25 protein-coding genes are annotated in these 23,526 nt (G+C 67.8%); 11 read left to right on the top strand and 14 right to left on the bottom strand.

Annotation, left to right across the window (positions count from 1 at the left end):
• Positions 1 to 109: 109 nt before the first annotated feature.
• The 8 genes from ACP159_RS09785 to ACP159_RS09750 all read right to left on the bottom strand — a co-directional run bounded on the left by ACP159_RS09785 (position 110) and on the right by ACP159_RS09750 (position 6,330).
• Positions 110 to 871: an amino acid ABC transporter ATP-binding protein gene (locus ACP159_RS09785; protein WP_425099494.1), complete on the bottom strand. Its 762-nt coding sequence runs from the start codon at positions 869 to 871 to the stop codon at positions 110 to 112.
• Complete coding sequence (locus tag ACP159_RS09780; RefSeq protein ID WP_425099493.1) at positions 871 to 1,689, bottom strand: amino acid ABC transporter permease; 819 nt, start codon at positions 1,687 to 1,689, stop codon at positions 871 to 873. The genes ACP159_RS09785 and ACP159_RS09780 overlap by 1 nt, the downstream gene beginning before the upstream one ends.
• Before the next feature lie 115 nt (positions 1,690 to 1,804).
• A complete protein-coding gene (locus ACP159_RS09775; RefSeq protein WP_425099492.1) occupies positions 1,805 to 2,620 on the bottom strand; it encodes an ABC transporter substrate-binding protein in 816 nt (271 codons plus the stop codon).
• A gap of 108 nt (positions 2,621 to 2,728) precedes the next feature.
• A complete protein-coding gene (yghX, locus tag ACP159_RS09770) occupies positions 2,729 to 3,634 on the bottom strand; it encodes a YghX family hydrolase (protein WP_425099491.1) in 906 nt (301 codons plus the stop codon).
• Positions 3,635 to 3,881: 247 nt separating this feature from the next.
• Complete coding sequence (locus ACP159_RS09765) at positions 3,882 to 4,361, bottom strand: DUF6505 family protein (RefSeq protein WP_425099490.1); 480 nt, start codon at positions 4,359 to 4,361, stop codon at positions 3,882 to 3,884.
• A complete protein-coding gene (locus ACP159_RS09760) occupies positions 4,358 to 5,080 on the bottom strand; it encodes a DUF4444 domain-containing protein (protein ID WP_425099489.1) in 723 nt (240 codons plus the stop codon). Before ACP159_RS09760 ends, ACP159_RS09765 begins: the two co-directional genes overlap by 4 nt.
• The gene (locus ACP159_RS09755) at positions 5,080 to 6,135 is read right to left on the bottom strand and encodes a P-loop NTPase (protein ID WP_425099488.1); all 1,056 of its coding nucleotides are present in this window, start codon (positions 6,133 to 6,135) and stop codon (positions 5,080 to 5,082) included. Before ACP159_RS09755 ends, ACP159_RS09760 begins: the two co-directional genes overlap by 1 nt.
• Before the next feature lie 3 nt (positions 6,136 to 6,138).
• Positions 6,139 to 6,330, bottom strand: coding sequence for a DUF6494 family protein (locus tag ACP159_RS09750; RefSeq protein ID WP_425099487.1), 192 nt, complete (start codon positions 6,328 to 6,330; stop codon positions 6,139 to 6,141).
• A gap of 59 nt (positions 6,331 to 6,389) precedes the next feature.
• Here ACP159_RS09750 and ACP159_RS09745 point away from each other — a divergent pair, with 59 nt between their 5' ends.
• Positions 6,390 to 7,136 carry a hypothetical protein gene (locus tag ACP159_RS09745; protein WP_425099486.1) on the top strand — a complete coding sequence of 249 codons (747 nt, stop codon included), beginning with the start codon at positions 6,390 to 6,392 and terminating at the stop codon, positions 7,134 to 7,136.
• Positions 7,137 to 7,212: 76 nt separating this feature from the next.
• On the opposite strand, the gene ACP159_RS09740 is transcribed toward ACP159_RS09745, so the two are convergent.
• On the bottom strand, positions 7,213 to 7,746 hold the full coding sequence (locus ACP159_RS09740; RefSeq protein WP_425099485.1) for a VPLPA-CTERM sorting domain-containing protein: 534 nt from the start codon (positions 7,744 to 7,746) through the stop codon (positions 7,213 to 7,215).
• Between the two features lie 86 nt (positions 7,747 to 7,832).
• On the bottom strand, positions 7,833 to 8,384 hold the full coding sequence (locus ACP159_RS09735) for a hypothetical protein (protein WP_425099484.1): 552 nt from the start codon (positions 8,382 to 8,384) through the stop codon (positions 7,833 to 7,835).
• An 80-nt stretch (positions 8,385 to 8,464) separates the two neighbouring features.
• Here ACP159_RS09735 and ACP159_RS09730 point away from each other — a divergent pair, with 80 nt between their 5' ends.
• Both ACP159_RS09730 and ACP159_RS09725 read left to right on the top strand, forming a co-directional pair.
• Positions 8,465 to 9,490 (top strand): hypothetical protein, encoded by a 1,026-nt coding sequence (locus ACP159_RS09730; protein WP_425099483.1) that lies wholly within the window; start codon positions 8,465 to 8,467, stop codon positions 9,488 to 9,490.
• Between the two features lie 176 nt (positions 9,491 to 9,666).
• On the top strand, positions 9,667 to 10,818 hold the full coding sequence (locus tag ACP159_RS09725; protein WP_425099482.1) for an exo-alpha-sialidase: 1,152 nt from the start codon (positions 9,667 to 9,669) through the stop codon (positions 10,816 to 10,818).
• Between the two features lie 120 nt (positions 10,819 to 10,938).
• Here ACP159_RS09725 and ACP159_RS09720 read toward each other — a convergent pair whose 3' ends face one another.
• Positions 10,939 to 11,787 carry a hypothetical protein gene (locus ACP159_RS09720; RefSeq protein WP_425099481.1) on the bottom strand — a complete coding sequence of 283 codons (849 nt, stop codon included), beginning with the start codon at positions 11,785 to 11,787 and terminating at the stop codon, positions 10,939 to 10,941.
• Between the two features lie 227 nt (positions 11,788 to 12,014).
• Here ACP159_RS09720 and ACP159_RS09715 point away from each other — a divergent pair, with 227 nt between their 5' ends.
• The gene (locus ACP159_RS09715) at positions 12,015 to 13,307 is read left to right on the top strand and encodes an O-acetylhomoserine aminocarboxypropyltransferase/cysteine synthase family protein (protein WP_425099480.1); all 1,293 of its coding nucleotides are present in this window, start codon (positions 12,015 to 12,017) and stop codon (positions 13,305 to 13,307) included.
• A gap of 191 nt (positions 13,308 to 13,498) precedes the next feature.
• Here ACP159_RS09715 and ACP159_RS09710 read toward each other — a convergent pair whose 3' ends face one another.
• On the bottom strand, positions 13,499 to 14,191 hold the full coding sequence (locus ACP159_RS09710) for a metal-dependent hydrolase (RefSeq protein WP_425099479.1): 693 nt from the start codon (positions 14,189 to 14,191) through the stop codon (positions 13,499 to 13,501).
• A 126-nt stretch (positions 14,192 to 14,317) separates the two neighbouring features.
• On the opposite strand from ACP159_RS09710, the gene ACP159_RS09705 reads away from it, so the two are divergent.
• The 5 genes from ACP159_RS09705 (at position 14,318) to ACP159_RS09685 (ending at position 18,444) form a co-directional block, all read left to right on the top strand.
• Positions 14,318 to 15,091: a hypothetical protein gene (locus ACP159_RS09705; protein ID WP_425099478.1), complete on the top strand. Its 774-nt coding sequence runs from the start codon at positions 14,318 to 14,320 to the stop codon at positions 15,089 to 15,091.
• A 186-nt stretch (positions 15,092 to 15,277) separates the two neighbouring features.
• The gene (gene gatC, locus ACP159_RS09700) at positions 15,278 to 15,565 is read left to right on the top strand and encodes an Asp-tRNA(Asn)/Glu-tRNA(Gln) amidotransferase subunit GatC (RefSeq protein ID WP_425099477.1); all 288 of its coding nucleotides are present in this window, start codon (positions 15,278 to 15,280) and stop codon (positions 15,563 to 15,565) included.
• Positions 15,565 to 17,052, top strand: coding sequence for an Asp-tRNA(Asn)/Glu-tRNA(Gln) amidotransferase subunit GatA (gatA, locus tag ACP159_RS09695; RefSeq protein ID WP_425099476.1), 1,488 nt, complete (start codon positions 15,565 to 15,567; stop codon positions 17,050 to 17,052). The genes gatC and gatA overlap by 1 nt, the downstream gene beginning before the upstream one ends.
• A 32-nt stretch (positions 17,053 to 17,084) precedes the next feature.
• The gene (locus tag ACP159_RS09690; protein WP_425099475.1) at positions 17,085 to 17,762 is read left to right on the top strand and encodes a hypothetical protein; all 678 of its coding nucleotides are present in this window, start codon (positions 17,085 to 17,087) and stop codon (positions 17,760 to 17,762) included.
• Between the two features lie 7 nt (positions 17,763 to 17,769).
• Positions 17,770 to 18,444 (top strand): N-acetylmuramoyl-L-alanine amidase, encoded by a 675-nt coding sequence (locus ACP159_RS09685; RefSeq protein WP_425099474.1) that lies wholly within the window; start codon positions 17,770 to 17,772, stop codon positions 18,442 to 18,444.
• A gap of 102 nt (positions 18,445 to 18,546) precedes the next feature.
• Here the strand turns inward: ACP159_RS09685 and ACP159_RS09680 are convergent, their stop codons facing one another.
• Positions 18,547 to 19,947 (bottom strand): helix-turn-helix domain-containing protein, encoded by a 1,401-nt coding sequence (locus tag ACP159_RS09680; protein WP_425099473.1) that lies wholly within the window; start codon positions 19,945 to 19,947, stop codon positions 18,547 to 18,549.
• A gap of 51 nt (positions 19,948 to 19,998) precedes the next feature.
• Positions 19,999 to 21,225, bottom strand: coding sequence for a multidrug effflux MFS transporter (locus ACP159_RS09675; protein ID WP_425099472.1), 1,227 nt, complete (start codon positions 21,223 to 21,225; stop codon positions 19,999 to 20,001).
• A 272-nt stretch (positions 21,226 to 21,497) separates the two neighbouring features.
• On the opposite strand from ACP159_RS09675, the gene ACP159_RS09670 reads away from it, so the two are divergent.
• Together ACP159_RS09670 and ACP159_RS09665 are read left to right on the top strand one after the other, a co-directional pair.
• On the top strand, positions 21,498 to 23,030 hold the full coding sequence (locus ACP159_RS09670; RefSeq protein WP_425099471.1) for an acyl-CoA carboxylase subunit beta: 1,533 nt from the start codon (positions 21,498 to 21,500) through the stop codon (positions 23,028 to 23,030).
• 21 nt (positions 23,031 to 23,051) lie between these two features.
• Positions 23,052 to 23,450, top strand: a complete 399-nt coding sequence (locus ACP159_RS09665) for a hypothetical protein (RefSeq protein ID WP_425099470.1) — start codon at positions 23,052 to 23,054, stop codon at positions 23,448 to 23,450.
• The last annotated feature ends 76 nt before the right edge of the window (positions 23,451 to 23,526 follow it).

Raw genomic sequence — 23,526 nt, 5'->3', positions numbered from 1 at the left:
TCGGGGAGGGGAGACCCGTCGGTGCCCGGGGCAGGGCGACGGTTTGGCCTGCGCTGCCGTGCGCCCTCCCCTGCGGGGAGAGTTGGGGGTGGGGGGAAGACGCTGCGTGTCACTCCGGCGACGATGGCGCGCGCGCCGGTCCGGGCAGCACCCGGGACAGGAACGTCCGCGTGCGCGCCTCCCTCGGGGCGCCGAACAGTTGCTCCGGCGGGCCCATCTCGCAGATGCGCCCGCCGTCGAGAAAGCAGACCACATCCGCCAGTTCCCGGGCGAAGGCCATCTCGTGCGTGGCGAGCACCATGGTCATGCCGTCGACTTGCAGCTGCCGCAGCACGTCGAGGACTTCGCCGACGAGTTCCGGATCGAGCGCCGACGTGATCTCGTCGAAGAGCATGATGTCCGGGCGCATCGCCAGTGCGCGGATGATCGCGACGCGTTGCTGCTGGCCGCCCGACAGCTGGTCCGGGTAATGCCGCATCCGGTCTTCGAGGCCGAAGCGCCGGAACAGCGCCGTGACCTCCGGGCGCAAGGCCTCGCGGGTCAGGCCGCGGATGCGGCGGGGGGCGAGCATCACGTTTTCCTCTGCGCTCATGTGCGGGAAAAGGTTGTAGCTCTGGAAGACCATGCCGATGCGCTGGCGCACGGGCTGAGGATCGCGGCCCGGCTCGGAGATGTCCTCCTCGCCCAGCAGGATGCGGCCATCGTCGATTGGTTCGAGCAGGTTCATGCAGCGCAGCAGCGTCGATTTGCCGGACCCCGACGCGCCGATCAGGCAGACCATCTGTCCCGGCTCGATGGTCAGGTCGATGCCGTTCAGGACGGTGTTGGTGCCGAAGCTCTTCTGCACCTGTTCAAGCGTGAGCCGGTCCATCACGAGCGCGCCTTCTGCTGCCGGTTCATCAGGTGGTCGGCGTAGCGGGTGGCGGGGATGGTGATGGCGAGGAAGATCAGCGCCGCGCCGACGTAGGGGGTGAAATTGGCCATGAGGGACTTGTAGACGCCCGCCTGCCGGAAGATTTCCACCGGGCCGATGAAGCTCAGGAGGGCCACGTCCTTCTGCAGGGCGACGAAGAGGTTCATGTTGGCGGGCACGACGCGGCGCAGGGCCTGCGGCAGGATGACGAAGCGCATGGTGTCCGATTGCGAGAGGCCGAGGGAGAGCGCCGCGGCGCGCTGGCTCTGGTGGATCGACTCGATGCCGGAGCGGATGACCTCGGCGACATAGGCGGCGTAGACCACGATCAGCGCGAGGCTGCCCCAGAGGTAGGGCGAGTTCCACGGGCGCGGCAGGCCGAGGCCTGGGATGCCGAAGCCGATCAGGTAGATCACCAGGATCACCGGCAGGCCGCGGAAGATGTCCGTGTAGAGGATGGCCAGTAGCCGCAGCGGGTAGAGCGCGGGCGAGCGGATGTCGCGCATCAGGGCAACGATCAGGCCGAGCGCGGCGATGAGCGGCGCGCACCAGGCGAAGATCGCGATGTCCATGAGGAAGGCCTGCAGGAGGCCCGGGAAGGTCTTCGTGAAGACCTCGGCGTTGAAGAAGCTGCGTTTGACGGCCTCCCATCCGGGGGCGAGCGGGATGAGCGTGACGAGCGCCAGCAGCACCGCGCCGGTGGAGGCGGCGGCGATGAGCGTGGCGCGGTTGCGCTGGCGGGCCTCGAAGGCCTGGCGACGGGTGGGTTGGGTCATGGCGCGTCAGGGAGAAAAATTTCTCGGGGGAAATTTTTTGGTCGGGGCTTTGCCCCGCCGTGGCCCGCCGGGCCACGACTCCCCAAGGGTATTTTTCGGACCAAAGAAGCTCAGGTCACTCGATGACCGGCACTGCGGTGGCTTCGGAGAGCCATTTGGCTTCGATGGCGGCCAGCGTGCCGTTCTCCTTCAGCGTGGCGAGTGCCGCGTTCACGCAGTCCTTCAGGGCGCTGCCGTCCTCCATCAGGATGCCGAATTCGTCCGGGTTCTCGGTGCGCTCCGCCGGGAACTGGCCAAGGAGCGTGCCGCCGTCCACCACCACGCCCGCAAGATAGAGCGCGGTGGGCAGGTCGAACAGCGCGGCGTCGATCTGGCCCGCTTGCAGGGCGGCGGTGACGTCGGCGTTGTCGCCGTAGAGCATCGGGTCCTTGTCGGGCTGGATCAGCGCGGTCAGCATCGGCACGGCGGTGGTGTTCGCATCCGCGCCCCAGATCAGCGCCTTGAGGCTTTCGGGGCTGGTGGTGGCGCCAGCGTCGACGACCTTCTGCGTCGTCAGGATCGCCATGGCGGAGCTGTAGTAGGGGTCGGAAAAGTCGACCATCTTCTCGCGGTCCTCGGTGATGGAGAACTGCTGCATGTTGAGGTCGAAGTCCTTCGCGCCGGGCTGGATCGCCTGATCGAAGGAGGTGCGGGTCCAGGTGACCTGCTCTTCGGAGAAGCCCATCTCCGCGGCCAGCGCATAGGCGACGGCGGCCTCGAAACCCTCGCCGCTCTCGGGGTTGTCGTCCATCACCCAGGGGTAATAGGCCGGGTTGCCGGTGGCGATGGTGAGGGTTCCGTCCGTCAGGGTCTTGCCGGTGGCGCAGGCGTTCTGCGCGGTGGCGGCGGTGGCGAGGCAGAGGGCGGCGGCGGTGGTGATCCAGAGTTTCATGGGCAGGCTCCCGGTTGGATTTTTGCCCAGAGTTGCCCTCTGCCTGCCGCTTGTCCAGCGGAATCGCGCGGGGTGCCCGCCCTGCCGGTCGCAGGGCGGGCGTTCCGGTCAGCCCAGGTGCTGTTTGAAGAAGTCGATGGTGCGCTGCCAGGCGAGCTCGGCGGTGGCCTCATCGTAACGCGGCGTCGAATCGTTGTGGAATCCGTGGTTTACGCCGGGGTAGATATGGGCCGTGTAGGTCTTGCCGTGCTCCTTGAGCGCGGCCTCGTAGGCGGGCCAGCCCTCGTTGATGCGCTCGTCGAGTTCGGCGTAATGCAGGAGCAGCGGGGCCTCGATGCGCGGGACGTCCTCGGCCTTTGCCTGGCGGCCGTAGAAAGGCACGGCGGCCGACAGCTCGGGGTAGGCCACGGCCATGGCATTGCACACGCCGCCGCCGTAGCAGAAACCGGTGACGCCGACCTTGCCCGTGGTGGCCTCGTGCGCGGCGAGGAATTCGTAGGCGGCGAAGAAGTCGTTCATCAGCTTCTCGCCATCGACGGTCTGCTGCAACGCCCGGCCCTCGGTGTCGTTGCCGGGGTAGCCGCCGACGCTGGTCAGCCCATCGGGGGCGAGGGCGATGAAGCCGGCCTTGGCCACGCGGCGGGCGACGTCTTCGATGTAGGGGTTGAGGCCGCGATTCTCGTGGACCACCACCACGGCGGGCAGTGGGCCGGTGGCATTCGCGGGGGTCACCAGGTAGCCGCGCACCTCTCCGTGGCCGTTGGGGGAGGGGTAGGTGATGTACTCGGGCGTGATGTCGGGATCGTTGAAGCTGACCTGCTCGGCGAGAGCGTAGTTGGGCGAGAGCATGTTCAGCAGCGCCGCGGCGGTCACCGTGCCGACGGCGAACTTGCCCGCGCGGTCGAGGAACTCGCGCTTGGTGATCTTGCCGTGGGCGTAGAAGTCGTAGAGGTCGAGCAGTTCCTGATCGAAGTCGGCGGCCGTCAGGCGGCGCTGGGGCGATTGGTCGTTCATGGGTTGTCCTCCCTGTTGGGCCTTGGCTGGCCGGTAGAGAGCGTACGACGATTCGGGGGAGTTCGGATCAGCTTGTTCGCGCAGGGCGGTCACGGTTGCGTCAGGACGGTGGGGGATTTGCCCCATTCGTCTTTCTCCCCCACAGCCCTTTCTTCCCCCACCCTGACCCTCACCATGGGGGAGGGAGGCGCGATTGCGGTGCCGGGAAGCCCTCCCCCGTGGGGAGGGTTTGGGTGGGGGGCGTTGCCTACTCGTCGAGCGAGCCATGGATGGCGAACTGATCCAGCCCGGCCTCCGGGGCTTCGATCACCCGGAAGCTCTCGCGGACCCCGGCCTCGGTCAGCTCCCGCGCCACGGTCAGCAGGGTGTTCGGGGCGAAGTCCTCGCAGAGATCGGCCATATGGGCGAGCTCGGCTTCGGCGACGGGCCGGGCGGCCTCTTCCGACGGGGCGCCGTAATAGGTGACGAAGTGCCGGGCGAGGCTCTCGGTCAGCGCCGCGACCTCCGCCGGTTCCGCGCGCGTGACGGCCACGAAGGTCACCCGCCCGCCGGTCTCCAGCCCCAGCCAGCCGTTGGCGAACGCCTGCCGGGCCTTGCCGGTCAGATCGCCTTCCGTCCAGTCGGAGAACTCGAAGCCGCCGGGGATGCACCATTCGCCGGTCCGGGCAGGCTGGGCAAAGACAAAGGTGTCGGATTCGTCGAAATGGATGGCGCGGGCGAGGTTCATGGCGTCTCCAGAAGCGTCGTCAGGGGGATCAGGTGGGTGGTCTCGCCGTCGCGCAGCAGAAGGCCGAAGTCCTCGTCGAGGCCGAGCGCGGTGCCTGTGACGCCGCCCTGTGTCATCACCTCGCCGATGCCCTGCGCCAGCCCCTGCCATTCGGCGTGCAGCGGCGCATTGCCCTCGGTTTCCCAGCGGTTGATCCAGACCAGCGTGTGCCGCGCCCAGGCTTCGACCAGCCGGGGCGCCTCGACTTCCGAACAGCCCTCGGCGTAGAGCGCGGTGTCCTCCGGGGTCAGCCCGCCGTCGTCCGAGGGCGGCAGCAGCGGCACGCTCAGCGCGATGACCAGCCAGTCGGGCACGGTCTCCGGGGTCTCATCCGAGACGAAGGCCCGCAGGCGGCCGCATGTCGCGCCGTTCACCCGGATCGCGCCGTTCCATTCGAGATGCACGGCGACCTCCGGCGGGGCCAGTGCGCCGAGGGCGTTCTGGAAGCCGACACCGCAGGCCGGGAGCATCGCCATGGCCTGCCGCAGCGGCACTTCGGGCGCGAAGACGATGGCCGCCTCCACCGAGGCGCCGCCGAGCCGGTAGACCACCAGCCCGGCGTCGCAGCCCTGCGCCGCCCGCAGGCAGGCGATCTCCGCCGGGTCCTGCCGCCCGGTGACCTCCTCGCCCGCCATGAGCGGCGGGAAGGCCAGCGTTTCGGGATGATCCAGCCCGGACATCAGGCGACCCCGGCCTTGACGAGTTGCGCCGCCACGTCCTGGAAGGCCTTCGCCTGCGCCGAGTCCGGAGCGCTGACCACGATGGGCGCGCCGCCGTCGGCGGCCAGCCGGATGTCGAGGTGCAGCGGGATCTCCGCCAGCAGCGGCACACCGAGTTTCGCCGCCTCCGCCGCCACGCCGCCATGGCCGAAAACGTGCTCCTCATGGCCGCATTGCGAGCAGATATGCGTGCTCATGTTCTCGATCATGCCGACGATCGGCACCTTGAGCTGCTGGAACATGTCGATGCCCTTGCGGGCGTCGAGCAGCGCCACATCCTGCGGCGTGCTGACGATGATCGCGCCGGTGACGTCCGTCTTCTGCGCCAGCGTCATCTGCACGTCGCCGGTGCCGGGGGGCAGGTCGACGATCAGAACGTCGAGCGCACCCCACTGCACCTGCATCATCATCTGTTGCAAGGCGCCCATGAGCATCGGCCCGCGCCAGACCACCGCCTGCCCCTCGTTGGTCATCAGACCGATGGACATCATAGTCACGCCGTGGTTGCGCAGCGGCAGGATGGTCTTGCCATCGGGCGAGGCGGGACGACCCGAGACGCCGAGCATCCGGGGCTGCGACGGCCCGTAGACATCCGCATCGAGCAGGCCCACGCGCCGCCCCTGCTGCGCGAGGGCGCAGGCGAGGTTGGCGGAAACGGTGCTCTTGCCGACGCCACCCTTGCCGGAGGCGATGGCGAGCACCCGGTCGACGCCGGGAATGGCCTGCGGGCCCTGCGGCTTCGGCGCGGCGGGCTTGAGCTGTGGCGGGGCCTTGTCCTGATGCGCGGTCATCACGATGGTCACGGCGGGGGCCCCGGCGGCCTTCAGCGCGGCCTCGGCCTCGGCCTTCACGGCGTCGAGGGCGGGCGAGGGGCCGGCGATTTCCATCACGAAGCGGACCGAGCCGTCGTCCGAGACGTTCAGCGCCCGCATCAGACCGGAGGAGACGATGTCGCCCCCGGCCGGGTCCGCGATGGTCTTGAGAAGCGAAAGAACGGCGTCACGAGAGAGCGGCAAGGCTTACTCCTGCCCCTTGATTTCGCCGCTGACCTCATGCGTCAGGTCAAGCGCCTCGATGGTCACGACGGCTTTGACCGCAAAGGTCTTTCCGGCGGTGTCGGCGTTCCGCATCGCCTCTTCGATGGCCTGCTGCGAGGTCACGCCGACCTGCTTGAGGAACTTCCGCATCGACATGTTGAAATCGTCGCTCATGGCGCTCTCCTTCCCTGTTTTTCTTGATCCGGGCGGGGGCCGGGGCCTAGCATGGGGTCATGCTCACGCGCTGGATCACGGTTCTGATGCTCCTGCTTGCCCCGCTTGCCGCGCGGGCGCAAGACCAACGGCACGTGCGGCTGGCCGCACCGGAGGTGCTGGAGCAATCCGGATTGCTGCACCATATCCTTCCGCGCTTCACCCTCAAGACCCAAGTGCGTGTCACCCGGGTCGCGCCGGGGGAGGCGGCGGAGGTGGCCCTGGGCGACGATGGCACGGCGCTGTTCGAGGGCGCGGGGCAGGTCTGGCACCTTGCGGTGCTCTCCGAAGACCACACCGGGGCGCAGCGCTTTGCCGAGTGGCTGCGCTCGGAGGTGGGGCGCAACACCGTGACGGGCTTTGCTCCGGAGGGCGAGCCGCTGTTCACCCTGCCGGAGGCGAAGGCGCGGGTGGTGCGGGAGGTAACCTTCGACGGCGATGCGGACCTTGGCCTGCGGGCGGCGCAGCTGCATTGCAAGCGCTGCCACGTGGTGCGCCCGGAGGAGCGCTTCGGCTCCATCGGCTCGACGCCGAGTTTCATGATCCTGCGGGCAATGCCGGACTGGTCGGAGCGGTTCCAGGCCTTCTACGTCCTGAACCCGCACCCGGCCTTCACCCTGATCGACGGCGTCTCCGAGCCGTTCCCGGAAGACCGCCCGTCGCCGATCGCCCCGATCACGATGACGCTGGACGAGGTCGAGGCGGTCCTCGCCTATGTGCAGGGGCTGGCCCCGGCGGACATGGGCGCCCCCGTCGAAAGCCGGTGATGGTCCGCAGGGGGGGGCGGGGCACAGCCCCGCCCTACGGGAGCGATGCGCCCGGCAACCGGGGAGACGCGCCGGATCAGGTCCGGCGGCGGCGCGACAGGACGCCCGCAAGCCCGAGCGCGGTGGACAGGAGCAGGAAACCGGCGGGCAGGGGCACGGCGGACGCGTTGGGCGGCGCACCGATATAGGAGGTCCATGTTCCGCTGTAGAACCCGCCTGTGGAGCGGACAAGGCCGCCTCCGTAGAGCGTCATCTGGAACGGCGCGTTGTACGGCGCAAGGATGGACAGGAATCCGCCCTGACCGCCGGTCACGGTGCCGTCGACGGCGGACAGGCTCGTGCGATCTGCGGTCACGAGGCCAGCCATGCCAGCCGTGCCATCTTCGCTGTGCACGAAACTGAGGTCGAGGATGTCGGAATTGGCGAGATAGACGCCCGACTCGAGCACGGTGCTTTCGGAGATGGTGAACCAGCCCGACAGCGTCACGAGCGGATCACTGTCCGATGTGCCGGAATACTGGTGAACGACAACCGCCTGGGCCGAGACCGCCGAGACGGTCGAGACAACAAGGGCAAGCAACGTGGTACGGGCAGCTTTTGCAAAACGCATGGGACTCTCCTTGGGTACGAATGTCCAGGGAGTGTGCGGGGCGCGTGGGCTTGTGTCAAATCCGGACAAGAATGCCGGATGGGGCCTTACGGAATCATCGCGCCGTTGCGGTCAAAGGTGGCCGTGTCGGCGGTGAGGTCGTCGTAGGTGATCTCCACCGTGATGGTCTGCACCGAGCTTGGCGGATAGCTGTGGTAGATCAGTGTCGCATCGCCGGTGAGCGCGTTCGGGGAGCCGGTGCCTTCATGACACTCTTCCATCGGCCAGTCTTCCAGCGGCCCGCCGTTCAGCCCGACCTGGATCGCCACCAGTCCGCAGCGCCAGGACAGCAGATGTGTCAGGTACACGAGGTCCTTGCCGTCGTATTCGCGCACCGCGACCCAGTTGGCGCGGGTGGCGTCGAGGATCGGGCGGACCTCGGTGGCGGTGGTGAACTTGCCCGTGGGCACCTGGCTTTCCGCGCGGTACTTGGGCGCGTCAGCCGGGGCGGGAGCCATCTGGCCGCTGCTGGCGGTCATGGCCGGGGGCGGGGCGGCGGTGGCGGCAGCGGCAACCGGAGCGGCAGCGGCTTGTGCGGCAGGCTGCGCAGGCGGTGCGCCATTGGCGATGGCGGTGAGGATCAGCAGGAGGTCGATCATCGGAAGAAGTCCCTGAAATGCGGTGCACATGGCGCTTTTGACCGGGGCCGATCACGCCTATAGTGCCCTGAAAAACCTGAATGAGCAGCCTCAGAATGGCACGAAACCCGTCCGCCTCACAATCGCAAACGGTGAACCTGCTGATCGTCGGGCAGGCCGGGCGGCTGTCCTGCGAGGCGGTCCTCTTCGCGGCCTCGCTGGCGCGGAGCGGCACGCCGGAGCGGATTCGCCTCTGGGTGGCGGAGCCACGTCCCGGGCCGCTCTGGAGCCGCGATCCCGGGGTGCGGGACCCGGAAGTGCGGGCGCTGCTGGAGCGGCTCGGGGCGACCTTTCTGCCGTTCGAAAGCGTGCATTTCGGTGAAGCCTATCCCTATGGCAACAAGATCGAGGCGCTGTTCGTCCTGCCCGAGGGCGAGCCGTTCGTGTTCTTCGATACCGACACGCTGGTGCTTGGCGACCTGTCGCAGGTGCCGTTCGATTTCGACCGGCCCACGGCGTCGATGCGGCGCGAGGGGACCTGGCCGGAGCTGGAGATCTACGGGCCGGGGTACGCGGAGATCTGGCGCTCGCTCTATGACCGCTTCGGCCTCGATTTCGAGAGCTCGCTCGATCTGAGCCAGCCGGACGAATACTGGCAGCGGTATCTCTATTTCAACGCCGGGTTCTTCTTCTACCGCTGCCCGCGGGTCTTCGGGCAGCGGTTCCTCGACTATGCGCTGACGATCCGGGACGATCCGCCGGAGGCGGCGTCCTTGCAGTCCTTCGATCCCTGGCTCGACCAGGTCGCCCTGCCCTTGGTGATCCATGCCCTGGGGGGCGGGCGGGGAACGCTGCCGGAGGGGCTGCTCGACGGCACGGTGACCTGCCATTACCGCACCCTGCCGCTGCTCTATGCGCGGGAGGCACAGGCGGTGGTGGATCTCCTGGAAGAGATCGCCGCGCCGAACCGGGTGAAGAAGGTGCTGAAGCAGTATGACCCCTTCAAGCGGATGATCTACCAGGGCCGGGGGCGCAAGGTGCGGGCGCTGTTCGATCAGGACGACCTGCCGGCGCGGGAGAAGGCGATCCGCAACCGGATCAAGAAGGAGGGGTTCTGGTTGCGGTGAGGCCCATTGCGCCATGCTGGCCTGTCACCCCCACGCCGACCTTCCCACCCCCACCCTGGCCCTCCCCAAGGGGGAGGGAAAGGCGCCCGGTTCCGCGCGCGGTCAGCCGCACAGCGCTGTAGGTGCCTCCCGAAACCCGTGCTACGCTCCCGTTTGCGCAAACAGGGAGTTTTGCCATGGTGGGCAAGGTGATTGTGCTGGCCGGGACCAGCAAGGGGTTGTTTTTGCTGACGTCCGACGCGGCGCGGCAGGATTGGGCCGTCTCCGGGCCGCATTGCGGCGGATGGGGTATCAACCATGCGGTGGGCGATCCGGACAGCGGGATGCTCTGGGCTGCGGGTGGCGGCGAGTTCTTCGGCGCCGGGGTCTGGCGGTCAGCGGATGGCGGCGCGACATGGGTGCTCTCGAAGCTGGCGGACGGGCAGATGGATCACTGGGTCCGCAATGACCCGGAGACGGCGAAGATGATGGGGATCGAGCCGTCAGAGCCCGCACCGTTCAGCGGCGAGGCGGATGCCATGTGGTCGCTGGCGCGGGTGGACGGCAAGGTTTACGCGGGCTCGAAACCGGCGAAGCTCTTCGTCTCGGGTGACGATGGCGCGACATGGGAGAAGGTGGAAGGGCTGACCAACCACCCGTCGGCGGACAGCTGGCAGCCGGGGGCGGTGGGGTTGACGCTGCACACCATCGTGCCGGTGCCGGAAAACCCGGGCAAGATGTGGCTGGGGATCTCGGCGGCGGGGGTGTTTGCCACGGAGGACGGCGGCGAAACCTGGGACCGGCGCAACCGGCTGTCCAACGCGGAAGCCTGCGCCCATCACAACCACCCGGCGGGGCCGCGCGACGGCGACACCGGCCACTGTGTGCACAACATCCAGCGAACCGGGGGGGACGTTCTGTACCAGCAGAACCACCACGGAGTGTATCGCTCGCGTGATGGCGGCCGGTCCTGGGATGACATCACGGAGGGGCTGCCCTCGAACTTCGGCTTTCCCATCGCGGTGCATCCGGGCAAACCGGAGACGGTCTGGACCTTCCCCTTGAACGGCGACATGGCCGGGCGCTTCCCGCCGGAGGCGTCGGCGGCGGTCTGGCGCTCGCGGGACGGCGGCGAGAGCTGGGAGGCCTGCCGCGAAGGGCTGCCACAGGGCGCGTGTTACTTCACCGTTCTCCGGCAGGCGATGGCGGTGGACCGGGCCGAGGCGCCGGGGCTGTACTTCGGGACCAATTCCGGGTCCGTCTTCGCCAGTTTCGACGAGGGCGACAGCTTCACCGAGATCGCGCGGCACCTGCCGACGGTGCTCTGCGTCGAGACCGTCGTGATGTGATCGGCGATCCGGGGCGGCCGCGCAGTGACGCGCGGGACGGTCCGTAGCCCGTGCCTGCGGCGCGGGCCCCGTCCGGGGGATGCGGGGGCACAGCCTCGTCCTGTGGCGGCGGACCCGAGATCAGGACAGCGGTCTGAGCCGGCCGTTTTCGAAGGCAAAGGCCGGGCGCGGGGCGCGGGCATCGGCGGCATAGCGGAACACGAGGTCCGATTGCGGGTGCGGTTCGGCCAGACGCTCCGCCATCCAGGCGGCCAGTGTCGTCAGCGCGCCCGGGGCCGCCACCGGGATCATCTCGACCGAGTGCCGGGAGGGGGCGGCGAGGTAGACCGGCCCGGTGTCCTGCGCCGCCATGACATGCGCGATCACCGCAGGAGCGAGCAGCAGGCTGCTGCCGAGCCAGTCGTAATCCTCGAGTTCCAGCGACAGCAAGCCGCCCGGGCCCGCGAAGAGCACAAGGCGCGTCAGGATGCGGGCGAAGTTCTCCTCCGCCGCGTCCCAGGCCCCGGCGCTGTCCAGCCCGGCGGCGTCGAGTCCCGCTTCGGTGACCATCGCCGTATGCGCGCCCTCGTCCGACATCAGCACCGCGAGGCAGTCGCCGGGACCGGGGCGGGTCAGCGGGTCACAGCCGCTGCGGGCCGGAAAATCGCGGTGCCGGAGGGCCGGGTAGAGACGATCGGCGGCCAGCGCCGGGCCGCCCCGTGCGAGGCTCCGGACCATGGCGATGAAGGCCTCGACCCGCGCCTCGGCGGCCGGGCGGGGCAACTGGCCGACCAGTTCGGTGGCAAGGTTGCCGAGGTGCACCATGTTCGCGCCGCTGGCGGCGGTTTCGACGCACAGCGTGTTGGGATCGTCCTGCGCCAGGGTGATCTCGGCATCGCCCAGGGCCGCGTGCAGACCGGCGATGACCCGGCGGCGCAGGGCTTCGACGGTGGGGAAGGCCGCTCGTGCGGGGCGTCGGGGCGAATACATGGCAGGCTTGGTCCGGTTCGTTGCCGCGGTTGCCTGCGGTTTCGCCCGGAAATCGGGCAAGGGTATGACTGCAATCGCAAATCTTGCGGGCGAAGGCGGGGCGGACCCTGTGCAGGAGCCACCGTCCGTGTGCTTCGGGACGGCATTCTCGGGACGGGGCGCGGCCACGGATTGCCGGGCGGGACACAATGGCATACCCCTAGGGCGAACATTGGAGGGAGGATTCCATGACAGACGGCCCCAGCTACGGCTTCGACACGCTTCAGATCCACGCGGGCGCACGGCCCGACCCGGCCACCGGCGCCCGCCAGACGCCGATCTACCAGACCACGGCCTATGTCTTCCGCGACGCGGAACACGCGGCGGCGCTCTTCAACCTGCAGGAAGTCGGTTACATCTACTCGCGCCTGACCAACCCGACGGTCGCGGTGCTGCAGGAGCGGGTCGCGACGCTGGAAGGCGGCGCGGGGGCGGTGTGCTGCTCGTCCGGGCACGCGGCGCAGATCATGGCGCTGTTCCCGCTGATGGCACCGGGGCGCAACGTGGTGGTCTCGACGCGGCTTTACGGCGGCTCGATCACCCAGTTCAGCCAGACCATCACCCGCTTCGGCTGGTCCGCGAAGTTCGTCGATTTCGATGACATGGACGCGGTGGCGGCGGCCATCGACGAGGACACCCGCGCCGTGTTCTGCGAGAGCATCGCCAACCCGGGCGGCTACATCACGGACCTCGACGCGGCGGCGAAGGTGGCGGATGCGGCTGGCCTGCCGCTGATCGTCGACAACACCTCGGCCACGCCCTACCTCTGCCGCCCGATCGAGCATGGCGCAACGCTGGTGGTGCACTCGATGACCAAGTACCTGACCGGCAACGGCACGGTGACCGGCGGCGTGGTGGTGGATTCGGGCAAGTTCGACTGGTCCGCCTCGGACAAGTTCCCGTCGCTCTCGGCACCGGAACCGGCCTACCATGGCCTGAAGTTCCACGAGACCTTCGGCCCGCTGGCGTTCACCTTCCACGGCATCGCCATCGGCCTGCGCGATCTCGGCATGACGCTGAACCCGCAGGCGGCGCATTACACGCTGATGGGGATCGAGACGCTGTCGCTGCGGATGCAGCGCCACGTGGAGAACGCCACGCGGGTGGCCAGCTGGCTGGAGAACCACCCGGCGGTGGAACAGGTCACCTACGCCGGCCTGTCGTCCTCGCCCTACAACGACCGGGTGTCCCGCATCTGCCCGAACGGCGCGGGCGGGCTGTTTACGGTGGCCCTGAAAGGCGGCTACGAATCCTGCGTCAAACTGGTGGATTCGCTGGAGATCTTCAGCCATGTGGCGAACCTCGGCGACACCCGCAGCCTGGTGATCCACTCGGCCTCCACGACGCACCGCCAGCTGACCGAAGAGCAGCAGATCGCGGCGGGCGCGGCGCCGAACGTGGTGCGGATCTCCATCGGCATCGAGGATGCGAACGATCTGATCGCCGATCTCGACCAGGCCCTGGCGAAGGCATCCGCCTGAGGCGGAGAAAATTTTGCCGGAACAAAATTTTGGGATGGGGGCGCCGCCCCCGTCCTTCGGACTCCCCTGAGGGTATTTGAAGACCAGAGAAATCAGGTGCGGCGCCCCGGTCTTCTTTGGTCCACAAATACCTGGAGGTCCGGAGGCGAAGCCTCCGAAACAAGAATTTCGCCCCGGAAATTCTTTCCTGCCTAGAGGGTGATCGCCTCAAGGACCTGTGGCTCGATCACGTCCACTCCCGGCAGGCCTGCCGCCAGTTTTTCCGCCGATTGCGCAAGGGCCGGGAAGGTGCGGTAGTGGCACGGTATCACCGTCTTGAAGTCGAAGTAGGTTTTCGCCGCCCAGGCCGCCATATCCATGTCCATCGTGTAATACCCACCCGCCGACAGGATGCCGATGTCGGGTTTGAAATAGGCACCGATCCAGGCCATGTCCGCCATGATCGTGGTATCGCCCGAGAAATACAGCGTCTTGCCCTCGCCGCGGATCACGTAGCCGATTTCCGCCCCCATGTAGGCGCCGCGTCCGTCGATGACGATCGACGAGGAATGCGAGGCCGGGACCATGTTCACCGAGACGTCGCCGAAGGTCAGCGTGCCCCCCTTGTTGAAGGCATTGCCCTGTTTCGCGCCCTTTGAGAACAGGTAATTTGCCAGTTCGTACATCGCCGAGACCGGCGCGCCGGTGCGCTCCGACACCTCGACGATGTCCTGCGTGTGGTCGAAGTGGCCATGGGTCACGAGGATCTGCGTGGCGCCGGCGATGGCGGCCTCCGTGTCCCTGCCTTCCATCATCGGGTTGCCGTTGATCCAGGGGTCGATCAGCAGGATCTGGTCGCCGATTTCGATGCGGAATGAGCCGTGGCCCAGCCAGAGGATGTTCATGGTCTTGCTCCCTGTCGGATTGCTGCCGGTCCGGCGCGTGCCCTCCGGATCGCGCCAATTTCCTTCACAGTTTAATAAACATTTTCGAGCAAGAAAGGGGGTGTCATCACACAACCGGAGACCCGAATGACCTACCATGGGCGCAGCATCGAACTGGCATCCGTGCCCGGAGGAGACCGGGAGAGGGAGCGGGCGGCGATGATGGAGGTCAGCCGCCAGCGCCGTGCGCTGGTCGACCTCGTCGCCGAATCGCGGTCACGGGCCGTGCGGGTCGCGCTGTTCGGCACCCTGCTGCATCGTCCGGACCCGGATGGCCGCGAGCGTGATGCCGACCGGGAGCACAACCTCAAGGTTCTGAAGGACACGGTACGCTGGCTCGACCGGGCGCATGAGATCGTCAACACGCTGCACGATCCCTGGGAGGAATACTCCGACGAGACCTGCAAGTGGCTGCGCCGGTTCATCGAGGCCGAGTCCGCGATCGTGCCGCATCTCGATGCCATGGCGCGTGGCTCGCAGCGGGTGGTGCAGGCAGCGGACCGCGGCGGCGCGGAGCTCGGCACGGCCTTGCAGGAGCACTACGAGTTGCGCCGGGGCCAGTTCATGCCCGTCGTGACCCGGTTCTGCGACACCGTCTGGCGCGACATCGACGAGCGGCGCGACGCGGAAGTGGAGGCGGCGGCGGGGGCCGTTGCGGCCACGCAGCAGACGCTCAAGCGGATGGAGACGATCTCCAAGCATGTCCGCCTCGTGGCGATCAATGCCGCCATCGAGGCCAGCAAGCTCGGCGATCTCGGCCGCGGCATCGGGTTCATTGCCTCCGAGTTCAAGACCCTGGCGGAGGAGTTGCAGATGCTTTCCTCCACCGCGTTGCGGGAAATGGAAGGCCTGTCGAAGTAGCGGACCCTCCGGGCTGCCCCTCCGCATCGTGCTTTCAGGCCCCGGATCGCCGTCCGGGGCCGCGCTGCTTTGGCAGGCGGAGCGCGGGCCGTCCGCGACCAAACCCCGGTTCCCCGTCCCAGATGCTTGCAGCGCCCTGCGCGGAACGGTAAAGCCCGGGTCAAACCCAAGCGAAGAGGGACGCCCATGTCGATCGACAAGGAGACCGCCGCCCGCGTGGCCAAGCTGGCCCGGATCAAGGTGGAAGAGGAGGCGCTGCCGGCGCTGGCCGAGGAGTTCAACACCATCCTTGGCTTCATCGAGCAGCTCAACGAGGTCGACGTGACCGGCGTCGAGCCGATGACCTCCGTCACGCCGATGCGGCTCAAGCGCCGGGTCGATGGCGTCACCGACGGCAACCAGCAGGCGGCGGTGCTCAAGAACGCGCCGGATGCGCGGGAAGGTTTCTTCGCGGTTCCGAAGGTGGTGGAATGATGTCCGATTTGACGAAGATGAAGATCGCCGAGGCGCGCGACGCGCTGCGCAAGGGCGAGGTGACGAGCGTCGAGCTGACCGAGGCCTGCCTTTCGGCCATCGAGGGCGCGAAGGCGCTGAACGCCTTCGTGCATGACACGCCGGAGATCGCTCGGGAGCAGGCGAAGGCCGCCGATGCCCGGATCAAGGCCGGGGATGCGCCCGCCCTCTGCGGCATTCCGCTCGGGATCAAGGACCTGTTCTGCACCAAGGGCGTGCCGTCGCAGGCCGCCTCCAACATCCTCAAGGGTTTCAGGCCCGAGTATGAGTCGACCGTCACGACGCAGCTCTTCGATGCGGGTGCGGTCATGCTCGGCAAGCTGAACATGGACGAATTCGCCATGGGCTCGTCGAACGAGACCTCGGCCTATGGCAATGCGGTCAACCCCTGGCGGCGCGGCAATGACGACGCGGCGCTGACCCCCGGCGGCTCGTCGGGCGGTTCGGCGGCGGCCGTGGCGGCAGACCTCTGCCTTGGGGCGACCGGCACCGACACCGGCGGCTCGATCCGCCAGCCCGCCGCCTTCACCGGCATCACCGGCATCAAGCCGACCTATGGCCGCTGCTCGCGTTGGGGCATCATCGCCTTCGCCTCCTCGCTGGATCAGGCCGGGCCGATGACCAAGGACGTGCGCGACGCGGCGATCATGCTGCAGGCGATGTGTGGTCACGACCCGAAGGATTCGACCTCTGCGGACCTCGCGGTGCCGGATTTTGAGGCCATGCTGACCGGCGACATCCGCGGCAAGACCATCGGTATTCCGAAGGAATACCACATGGACGGCATGCCCGAGGAGATCGAGTCGCTCTGGGCCGAGGGGCGCCGGATGCTGCAGGACGCAGGCGCGAAGATCGTCGACATCTCCCTGCCGCACACGAAATACGCGCTGCCGGCCTATTACGTCATCGCCCCGGCGGAGGCCTCCTCGAACCTCGCCCGCTATGACGGTGTGCGCTATGGCCACCGGGCGAAACTGGCGCAGGGCGACGGCATCACCGAGATGTACGAAAAGACCCGCGCCGAGGGCTTCGGCCACGAGGTGCAGCGCCGCGTCATGGTCGGCACCTATGTGCTGTCGGCGGGCTTCTACGACGCCTATTACAACCGTGCTCGCCGGGTGCGGACGCTGATCAAGAAGGATTTCGAGGACGTCTTCGCCGCCGGTGTCGATGCGATCCTGACCCCCGCGACTCCCTCCGCCGCTTTCGGCCTTGGCGAGATGACGGAGGCCGACCCGGTGCAGATGTACCTCAACGACGTGTTCACCGTGACGGTGAACCTTGCCGGTCTGCCGGGCATCGCGGTTCCGGCGGGCGTGAACAAGCAGGGGCTGCCGCTGGGGCTGCAACTGATTGGCCGGCCGTGGGAAGAGGGCGATCTGCTGAATACCGCCTATGCGCTGGAGCAGGCCGCCGGGTTTGTGGCCAAGCCGGGGAAATGGTGGTAAGGCGCGTTGACCATATCTGGGGCAGAGCGATGATGCGGAACGGTTTCTTGGGGTTGGCGGCGCTGGCCGTGGTGGCGGGTTGCGGCCCGTCGGTGCCGGACAGCGGCGCGGGGGTCGTGGACACGGGCCGCGGCGTCGGCTTCGGCGATTACCGCGAATACCAGGCGCAGCGCGAGGCCGCGCTGACCGGCGGCGGACGTCCCACCACGGTGCCCGGCCCGGTGGACGTCCAGGCGCAGCCGCTCGATGGTGGCGGCAGCGGTGGCCCGGTGCAGGCCTCCCCGTCCAACCCGGCGCCGCAGGTGGTGACCAATGCGGTGGGCATCTCGGACGAGAACGATTTCGGCGCGGTGTCGGCGGAACGGGACATCGCCGATGACGCGGCGATGATCGCGCAGAACCGGGCGCAGTTCCAGATCATCCAGCCGACCGAACTGCCGACCCGCCCGGGCAGCAACCGCCCGAACATCGTGGAATACGCGCTCCGGACGAACAACCCGGTGGGCACGCCGCTCTACAGCCGGTCCAGTTTCAGCTCCGAGTCCAAGGCCCAGCGCGCCTGCGCGGCCTATCCCTCGCCCGACCTCGCGCAGGAGGATTTCCTCGTGATGGGCGGCCCGGAAAAGGACCGCAAGGGCATGGACCCGGACGGCGACGGCTTTGCCTGCTCGTGGGATCCGGCCCCGTTCCGCGCGGCGCGGAACGGCTGATCCGGACATGATCGGCGAGGCCGGGGCAGAACGGTGGCCTTCGCCGAATTGCGGGGAGCGCCGGGATGGCCTGCGCCCTTCGCTGGTTCTGCTGCATTATACCGCCATGGCGGGCGCCGAGGCGGCCCGCGACTGGCTGTGCAATCCGGAGGCGGAAGTCTCCGCGCATTACGTGGTCGCCCGCGACGGCCGTCTTTGGCAGCTGGTCTGCGAGGGGCAGCGGGCCTGGCACGCGGGGGCGGGCAGCTGGGGCGGCCTGCCGGACGTCAATTCGCGTTCCATCGGCATCGAGATCGCCAACACCGGCCTGCAGCCTTTCCCGCAGCCGCAGATGGCCGTCGTGGAGCGGCTGCTGCGCGGCATTCTCGCACGCTGGCAGCTTGGACCGGAGGCGGTGCTGGGCCATTCCGACACGGCGGTGGGGCGCAAGATCGACCCGGGACGCCGCTTCGACTGGAAGCGGCTGGCGCGGCAGGGGCTGGCCGTCTGGCCGGAGATGGCCGAGCCGGGGGCGTTCACACGGGACGCGCGGGTTTTCGGCTACGGCTGGCCGGAGGGCGGCGAGGCGGATCTGCTGGACGCTTTCCGGATGCGTTTCCGGCCCTGGGCGCAGGGTCCGCTGGACGATGTGGACCGCGGGCTGATGGCCGACCTCGCGGCGCGGTGGCCGGCGCGTCCGTGACACGCCCCTGTACTTCTTTGGTCCAAAAATACCCTCGGGGGTCCGGGGGCAGCGCCCCCGAAGCCAAAATTTTGTCCCGGCAAAATTTTCCACGCCGAAGGGTCACTCCAGCCGATAGGGCAGGGTATCGCGCCGGGTCGGGTCGATGGTCAGGCGCTTTTCCAGCGGCGGCACGGACCGCTGGTGGCAGTTCTCGCGCTCGCAGATGCGGCAGGAGATGCCGATCGGCTCGAAGGCCGAGGCGCGGGTGAAGTCGAGATCATCCGCATAGACCAGCGCCGCGCCGTGCCGCACCTCGCAGCCGAGCGCGATGGCGTAGCGGCGGCGCGGGGCGCCGAAGTGGCCGCCGGTTTTCGACACGTCGATGGCAAGCGAGATGTAGCGCACCCCGTCCGGGGTTTCGGCAAGCTGGCGCAGGAAACGGCCCGGCGTCTCGAAGGCGCGGTGGACGTTCCACAGCGGGCAGGCCCCGCCGAAGCGGGCGAATTGCAGCCGCGTGGTGCTGTGCCGCTTGGTGATCGTGCCCGCCTGATCGACGCGGACGAAGAAGAAGGGCACGCCCTTCGCCCCGGGACGTTGCAGCGTCGAGAGCCGGTGCGCGACCTGTTCGATGGACGCGCCGAAGCGGGCTGCGAGCAGTTCGAGGTCGTGCCGCGTCTCCTGCGCGGCGTCCAGAAACGCTGTGTAGGGCATCATCGCGGCCCCGGCGAAATAGTTGGCAAGGCCGAGCTTGGCGATGGCGCGGGCTTCGTCTGAGTGGAACCGGGCGAGGTCCAGGGTGGCGTCCAGCAGCTGGTTCTGGCGCAGCAGGGCGACCTGCACCAGCAGCTGGAAGGTCTGGGTTTCCGGCGGCGCGAGGGAGGAGAGCGTCAGCTCCTGCCGCTCCTTGTCGAACGCCCGCAGCGGCGCTTCGCGGGCGCGGCGGACGGTGATGCCGGACAGCGCGAGGCGGCCCATCGCCGCCTGCCGGATGTCGCTTTCGCCCGTCCGCAACTGGGCGAAATGCTCGGCGGCGCGGTCCACCGCGTCGATGTAGTTGTCGCAGTAGTGGAAGAAGTCGCGGACCTCCTCCCAGGGGCTCGGCTGAAGCTGCGCCCCCTCGCGGCCAAGCGCCTCGTCGAGCGAGGCGAGGCGCTCGTGGGTCTGGCTGTAGGCGCGGTGCAGGGTGAGGAAGGCGCGGGCCAGCGCGGGCGCGTTGGAGGCGGTCAGGCGCAGGTCCGCCAGCTGCGGCGCGGCCTCTGCGAAGATCGGATCGGCCAGCGCCTCGCGCATGTCCGACACCAGCCGCTCGCTGTCGCCCTGTCCAAGCTCGGTGACGTCGAAGCCGAACTCCTGCGCCAGCGCCAGCACCACCGTCGTGGAGACGGGGCGGTTGTTGTTCTCCATCTGGTTCAGGTAGGGCAGGGAGACCCCGAGCTTGGCGGCGAAGTCCTTCTGCGTGATACCAAGCCGGCCCCGGATGTCGCGCAGCTTGGCGCCGGCATAGAGTTTCTGGGGAGCCATCGTCGAGCCTTTGCAAGTTTGCGCCTGATGGGTTGCAACTTTGCAGACCGCTCAGGCCGCGTCCAGCCCCCCGAGACGCTTCGCCCGCGCAATGACCATCATCGCCGCAACGACGGAGCAGGCGGCGGAGACGAGCATCAGCAGCAGCAGCGGCATCGCGCCGCTGCCCGGTTGCAGCAACGCGCCCGCAAGGGCAGACAGCGCCGCGCCGCCGCCGATCATGATCGCGCCGCCAAGGCCAGACGCGGTGCCGGCGAGGTGCGGGCGCACCGAGAGCATCCCGGCGGTGGCGTTGGGTATGGTCAGCCCGTTGCCGAGGCCGACAAGGGTCATGAAGCCGAAGAAGGCGGTGACGCTGCCATAGCCCGCGAGGAAGACGAGAACGGAGAGCAGCATCCCGCCGGTGACAATCATCCCGCCCCAGAGCATCATCGGGTTGAGTCCGACGCGGGCGGAGTAGCGTCCGGAGATGAAGTTGCCGAGCGCATAGCCGATGGCCGGGGCGCCGAAGTAGAAGCCAAGCTCGGACTGCGTCAGGCCGAAGACTTCGGTGCCGACGAACGACGCGCCGCCGACGTAGGAGAAGAACGCCCCGGAGGAGAAGCTGCAGGCGAGCGCATAGCCCCAGAAGCGCGGCGAGACGAAGAGCTCGGGGTATTCCGCGAACTGGCGGCCGAGGGAGAGGGTGCTGCGGGTGGCGGTCTCGCCCAGGTCGCGCCAGCTGAGCCAGAGGGTCAGCAGCCCCAGGGCCAGCATCAGCCAGAAGGTCGCGTGCCAGTCGAACATCTGCGACAGGGCGCCGCCGATGGCGGGGGCGATCATCGGAACCACGGACATGCCCATGGTGACATAGCCGATCATGGAGGCGGCCTGATCCGGCGGGTAGAGGTCGCGCACCACCGCGCGGCTGAGCACCATGGCAACGACGATGGCGGACTGGATCATCCGGAACACGAGGAAGGTGACGATGTCCTGCGCGACGATGCATCCGACGGTCGCCACGCAGAAGATCGCGAGCCCCGCGAGGATCACCGGCCTGCGCCCGAACTTGTCGGCCATCGGGCCGATGAACAGCTGCAGCACGGCGTTCATCGCCAGATATCCGGCGACGGCGAGCTGCATGACGCCATATTCGGTGCCGAACCAATCGGCCATGGCGTTCAGACTTGGGATGAAAATGTTCATCACCAGCGCCGACATGCCGGCGAGCAGGACGAGGGTGCCGATGTGGGGCGGGGTGCTGCGGTCGAGGAACCGGACGGGTGCGGGACTGGTCATGGGCAAAGCGGTACGCCTGCGAGGCGGGCTTGTCCATATTATGCATGACGACGACACGTAATTTGCGATTTCGCAATTTGCAGTGCAATGCATATGCAGAATTTGCAAATTTGCCAAGATTCGCTTGAGTGATCGGGTTTGCTTTGTATTTTCGCCGCAAAGCGCCCGTCTGACGATGACTCGCCGGGAAACTGCCAGGTGCCCTTGACATGCTGCACCTGCAAAGGCCGGATCGACAGGGGCGGGGAGCCGAACACGAGAAGGGATGGACGATGAAAGACATTCTTGCAGAACTGCATGAGCGCCGCCAGGGCGCGCGTCTGGGTGGCGGGCAGAAGCGCATCGACGCGCAGCACGCCAAGGGCAAGCTGACGGCGCGGGAGCGCATCGACCTCCTGCTCGACGAGGGCAGCTTCGAGGAATACGACATGTTCGTCTCCCACCGCTGCACCGATTTCGGCATGCAGGACAACCGTCCCTACGGCGACGGCGTGGTGACCGGCTGGGGCACCATCAATGGCCGGATGGTCTATGTATTCTCCCAGGACTTCACCGTGCTCGGCGGGTCCGTGTCGGCAACCCACGCGCAGAAGATTTGCAAGATCATGGACATGGCGGTGCAGAACGGGGCACCGGTGATCGGCCTGAACGATTCCGGCGGTGCCCGCATCCAGGAGGGCGTGGACGCGCTCGCGGGCTACGCGGAGATCTTCCAGCGCAACATCATGGCCTCCGGGGTGGTGCCGCAGATTTCCGTCATCATGGGGCCCTGCGCTGGCGGCGCGGTCTACTCGCCCGCGATGACCGACTTCATCTTCATGGTGAAGGATTCGTCCTACATGTTCGTCACCGGCCCCGATGTGGTGAAGACCGTGACCAACGAGGTGGTGACGGCGGAGGAGCTTGGCGGCGCCTCGACCCATACGAAGAAATCCTCCGTGGCGGATGGTGCCTTCGAGAACGACGTGGAGGCGCTTGCGGAGGTGCGGCGTCTGGTGGACTTCCTGCCGCTCAACAACCGCCAGAAGCCGCCGGTGCGCCCGTTCTTCGACGACGTGGACCGCATCGAGAGCAGCCTCGACACGTTGATCCCGGAGAACGCCAACACGCCCTATGACATGAAGGAACTGATCCTGAAGGTCGCGGACGAGGGCGATTTCTACGAGATCCAGGAAAACTTCGCCAAGAACATCATCACCGGCTTCATCCGTCTCGAAGGGCAGACCGTGGGCGTGGTGGCGAACCAGCCGATGGTTCTGGCCGGGTGCCTCGACATCGACAGCTCGCGCAAGGCCGCGCGGTTCGTGCGTTTCTGCGATGCCTTCGAAATTCCGATCCTGACCTTCGTGGACGTGCCGGGCTTCCTGCCGGGGACGTCCCAGGAATACGGCGGCGTCATCAAGCATGGCGCGAAGCTGCTGTTCGCCTATGGCGAGGCGACGGTGCCGAAGGTGACGGTGATCACCCGGAAAGCCTATGGCGGGGCCTATGACGTGATGGCGTCCAAGCACCTGCGGGGCGATCTGAACTACGCCTGGCCGACGGCGGAGATTGCCGTGATGGGGGCGAAGGGGGCGACAGAGATCATCCACCGCGCCGACCTGGGCGATGCGGAGAAGATCGCGGCGCATACGAAGGAGTATGAAGACCGCTTCGCCAACCCCTTTGTGGCGGCGGAACGCGGGTTCATCGACGAGGTGATCCAGCCGAAATCCACGCGCAAGCGGGTGAGCCGGGCCTTTGCCATGCTGCGCGGCAAGCAGTTGAAGAACCCGTGGAAGAAGCACGACAACATTCCGCTTTGAGCCGAGGGGCCGGGGGAGCACATGGCTGACAGTCTGCAAGAGATGCTGCGCGAGGACGCGCCGGTGCGCACCCTGCGCGGCGGCTGGCACGAGGCACGGAGTGCCCGCGGCTATGTGCTCGCGCGGCACTGGCCGCCGCGATTTGACGTTGCGGCAAGCGCGGGTTTTCCGATGCTGCGCCGCGGCAGGCTGGCGCGTCAGGTGCGGCAGGATTTGTGGAGGGTGTTAAAAGGGTTGCGCGGATTTTCTCCGGTGATACAAGTTGCCGCGCTTGGGGATGGAATCTGTCTGACCGCAGGTGGACGGTGCCTGACCGGCACGCCGCTGCCGCAGACGACCGCGCCCCGCATCGAAGCCTTGCTGTCCGACCCGGCGCATCGTGCGCGCTGGATCAGCTGGGCGGCGGAGGGTGTGCAATGAGCGCCCTCACACGAGTTCATCACCCGGGTGCGCCCGGGTCATGCGCGGCCCCGGCGGGAGGACCCACGTGGTGGGG

The organism is Tropicibacter sp. S64 (assembly GCF_049803835.1).
Classification (GTDB): Bacteria; Pseudomonadota; Alphaproteobacteria; order Rhodobacterales; family Rhodobacteraceae; genus Pacificoceanicola.
This window is presented reverse-complemented; position numbering and strand designations above follow the sequence as displayed.